The 3,566-nt window shown below is 70.2% G+C and carries 3 protein-coding genes and 1 pseudogene; 3 read left to right on the top strand and 1 reads right to left on the bottom strand.

Annotated elements, in window-relative coordinates; genetic code table 11:
- Positions 1-243: 243 nt before the first annotated feature.
- Positions 244-759: a pep a2 gene (locus tag ACF07B_RS42855; RefSeq protein ID WP_392182937.1), complete on the bottom strand. Its 516-nt coding sequence runs from the start codon at positions 757-759 to the stop codon at positions 244-246.
- A 304-nt stretch (positions 760-1,063) separates the two neighbouring features.
- Here ACF07B_RS42855 and ACF07B_RS42850 point away from each other — a divergent pair.
- From ACF07B_RS42850 to ACF07B_RS42840, 3 genes and pseudogenes are all read left to right on the top strand, one after another.
- Positions 1,064-1,255 (top strand): annotated as a pseudogene (locus tag ACF07B_RS42850) (DUF5133 domain-containing protein); the annotation flags it as partial.
- 101 nt (positions 1,256-1,356) lie between these two features.
- Positions 1,357-3,354, top strand: a complete 1,998-nt coding sequence (locus ACF07B_RS42845; RefSeq protein WP_392182936.1) for an alpha-1,4-glucan--maltose-1-phosphate maltosyltransferase — start codon at positions 1,357-1,359, stop codon at positions 3,352-3,354.
- A partial coding sequence (locus ACF07B_RS42840) for an alpha-amylase family glycosyl hydrolase (protein WP_392182935.1) occupies positions 3,351-3,566 on the top strand: 216 nt, incomplete at its 3' end. The genes ACF07B_RS42845 and ACF07B_RS42840, both read left to right, overlap by 4 nt.

Below are 3,566 nucleotides of genomic sequence, written 5' to 3'. Positions count from 1 at the left end.
AAACAGCCCTGGCAGGAGACCCGTTGGGATACCGACGGCACCACCATCGACCTCGCCGAGCCCCGGACCATGCCCGCGCCCGAACGCCGCACCCCGCCCCCCCCCCCCCCCCCCCCCCCCCCCCCCCCCCCCCCCCCGCGGGGCCCCCCCCCCCCCCCCCCCCCCCCCCCCCCCCCCGGCGACATGGTCGGGAAACGCGGCCGGTCGTCCCGGCCGAGCGTCACGGCCGGGTCCGCCGGCCGGTCAACCGTGGGAGGCGACCGGCCGGGTCTCGTCGCGTCCGGCGGCCAGCGCGGGTTCCGGCAGCACCGCGTACAGGGGCGTCGGACGCGCCACCCGCAGACAGGGCGCGGGCACGGACGGGTCCAGCGGGGCGCGATCGGCGGCGCGGGCCCGCCACGAGGACCAGATGATCTTTCCGCCCACGTCCGTGGCACAGCAGCCCCAGCCGTCGCTCAGGGCGGCGATCTGGGCCAGACATCCCTGCGGTGCCCGGTGCGGGCGGATGTCCTGACTGTTGTCCGAGACGGCGGCGAACAGACGGCGGCCGTTCCACCACATCTCGATCGTGGTGTTCTTGTCCGCCGAGTGCTGCTCGATGGTGCGGAGCAGCGCTTCCGCACAGCGGCAGACGGATTCGGCGAGATTCTCCAGGTTCCAGTACCTGAGGTGCGCGGCCAGGATGCGCCTGACCTGTCCGACCTTTTCCTCGCTGAGCTCCACATCCAGGTGGTAGTAGCAGGGGACTGCGGCTTTCATCGTCGTTGGCTCCTCACCGGCGAAGCTCTCGCTCCTCCTCGCCCCCTGCGGGACCGAGCCCCGATTGCGAAGCGTGAGCACTGATCGCTCCTGAGTCACCCTCAGCATGAGAGGGCTACTCCATTCGTGCAACCCGAGCGCGAGCCCCATGTGATTGAAGAACCAACAAGACGCTCGGTCCCCGTACAGGCACCATGAGTGAGGGTGTCGCTCCGTGACGGACCGGCTCCCCTTCGCGTACGGCCCTCATCCGCCGGCCAGGCGAGCCGTGCGCGGTCGAGAGATCGGGAAGGTGACCAGCGTGATGCTGCTGCCTGCCAAAGCCGAGGTCGCCCGGCATCTGGAGCGCTACCGGGCGTGGGAACGCCTGCTTCTCGCGACTCCCGCCGACCGTGTGGTGCGGGGGAACTTCGAGAACACCGGTTACACCCTGTGCGTCCTGATGGGGAAGCGCTGCGCGCGGGAGGCGGCGAACGCCGCCGAGGTCTATCTGCAGGACGTTCCGGCACGGATCTGAACGACGGTCCCAGGGACCGCACCGAGAGGGCCTTTCGCGGCAACGACGATTCGGGCCCAGAACCGCGGAGGCGAGACGGCATGGACGCGATCACGGACGCGACATCGGGCACCGGCCGCATACCCGTCATGGATGTGCGGCCGGTCGTCGACTGCGGCCGACGGCCCGCCAAAGCGGTTGTGGGCGAGACCTTCCAGGTCACCGCCACGCTTTTCGGCGAAGGCCATGACGTGGTCGGCGCGAATGTCGTCCTGTGCGATCCGGACGGCCGTTCCGGCCCGTGGACGCCGATGCGCGAACTGGCCCCCGGCACCGATCGCTGGGGAGCCCACGTCACTCCGTCGGCGACGGGCCACTGGACCTACCGGGTGGAGGCGTGGAGCGATCCGGTGACCGGCTGGCGGCGCTCCGCCGGGATCAAGATTCCCGCCGGGATCGACGTCGGTCTGGTCCTGGAAGAGGGCGCCGCCCTTCACGAGCGGGCCGCCGCGGGCGTGCCCGAGGGCGCCGGCCGGGACACGGTGCTGAACGCCGCGGACACCCTGCGCGACGACCGCCTGCCGCCGGCCGAGCGGTTCGCGGCGGCGCTGGCGCCCGAGGTGGCCGCCACTCTCGTGGAGCATCCGCTGCGTGAACGGCTCACGCCCTCCCGCTCCATGCCGCTGCTGGTGGAGCGGGAGCGGGCGTTGTACGGGGCGTGGTACGAGTTCTTCCCTCGGTCCGAGGGCGGGCAGGTCGATCCGCCGGTGCACGGCACGTTCCGTACGGCGGCCGAACGGCTGCCCGCGATCGCGGAGATGGGCTTCGACGTCGTCTACCTCCCGCCGATCCACCCGATCGGCACGACCCATCGCAAGGGTCCCGACAACACGCTGTCCGCGGGTCCGGAGGATGTCGGGGTGCCCTGGGCCATCGGTTCCCCCGAGGGCGGCCACGACGCCGTCCACCCGGAGCTGGGCACCCTGGAGGACTTCGACGCCTTCGTCCGCCGGGCCGGCTCGCTGGGCCTGGAGATCGCGCTCGACTTCGCCCTGCAGTGCTCCCCCGACCACCCGTGGGTGGAGAAGCACCCGGAGTGGTTCCACCACCGCCCCGACAACACCATCGCCTACGCGGAGAACCCGCCCAAGAAGTACCAGGACATCTACCCGGTCGCCTTCGACGCGGACATGCCCGGCCTGGTCGCCGAGACCGTGCGGGTCCTGCGGCACTGGATGGAGCACGGCGTACGGATCTTCCGCGTCGACAACCCGCACACCAAACCCGTCGTGTTCTGGGAGCAGGTGATCGCGGACATCAACGCGACCGACCCCGACGTGATCTTCCTGGCCGAGGCCTTCACCCGCCCCGCGATGATGCGGACCCTGGCCGAGGTGGGCTTCCAGCAGTCCTACACCTACTTCACCTGGCGCAACACCAAGCAGGAACTGACGGAGTACCTCACCGAACTCTCCGGCGACTCGGCCGCCCGCATGCGGCCCAACCTCTTCGTCAACACCCCCGACATCCTGCACGAGTTCCTTCAGACCGGCGGCCGCCCCGCGTTCGCGCTGCGCGCCGTCCTCGCCGCCACCCTCTCCCCCACCTGGGGCATCTACAGCGGCTACGAACTCTGCGAGAACACCCCCCTGCGCCACGGCAGCGAGGAATACCTGCACTCCGAGAAATACCAGCTCCGCCCACGCGACTGGCAAGCCGCCGAACGCGAGGGCCGTACGATCGCGCCGCTGATCACCCGGCTGAACCGGATCAGACGGGATCACAGGGCTCTGCGCGAAATCCGGAACCTTCGATTCCACCAGGTCGACAGCGATGCCGTGATCGCGTACAGCAAGCGTTCGGGTGACGACACGGTGGTCGTCGTGGCGAACCTGGACCCCCACCACACCCGGCAGGCGACAGTGTCCTTGGACATGCCGCGACTCGCTCTGAGCGAGGACGCGCGCGTGCCGGTGCGCGACGAGCTCACCGGCGAGACCTACAACTGGGGCAGGTCCAACTTTGTGCGCCTGGGTCCGGGCGGTGCACATGTGCTCACTGTCGGCCCGGCACCGCGGATCGGAGGGTCCCCAGCATGATGGTCAATGAGCCCGTCCCGGATACGTTCGAGGACACCCCGGCCAAGGACCGCGATCCCGAGTGGTTCAAACGCGCCGTCTTCTACGAGGTCCTGGTGCGCTCCTTCCAGGACAGCGACGGCGACGGCGTCGGCGACCTCAAGGGCCTGACCGCCAGACTCGACTACCTGCAATGGCTGGGCGTCGACTGCCTGTGGCTGCCCCCGTTCTTC

It is taken from the genome of Streptomyces sp. NPDC015532 (genome assembly GCF_043078065.1).
Taxonomy (GTDB): domain Bacteria; phylum Actinomycetota; class Actinomycetes; order Streptomycetales; family Streptomycetaceae; genus Streptomyces.
This window is presented reverse-complemented; position numbering and strand designations above follow the sequence as displayed.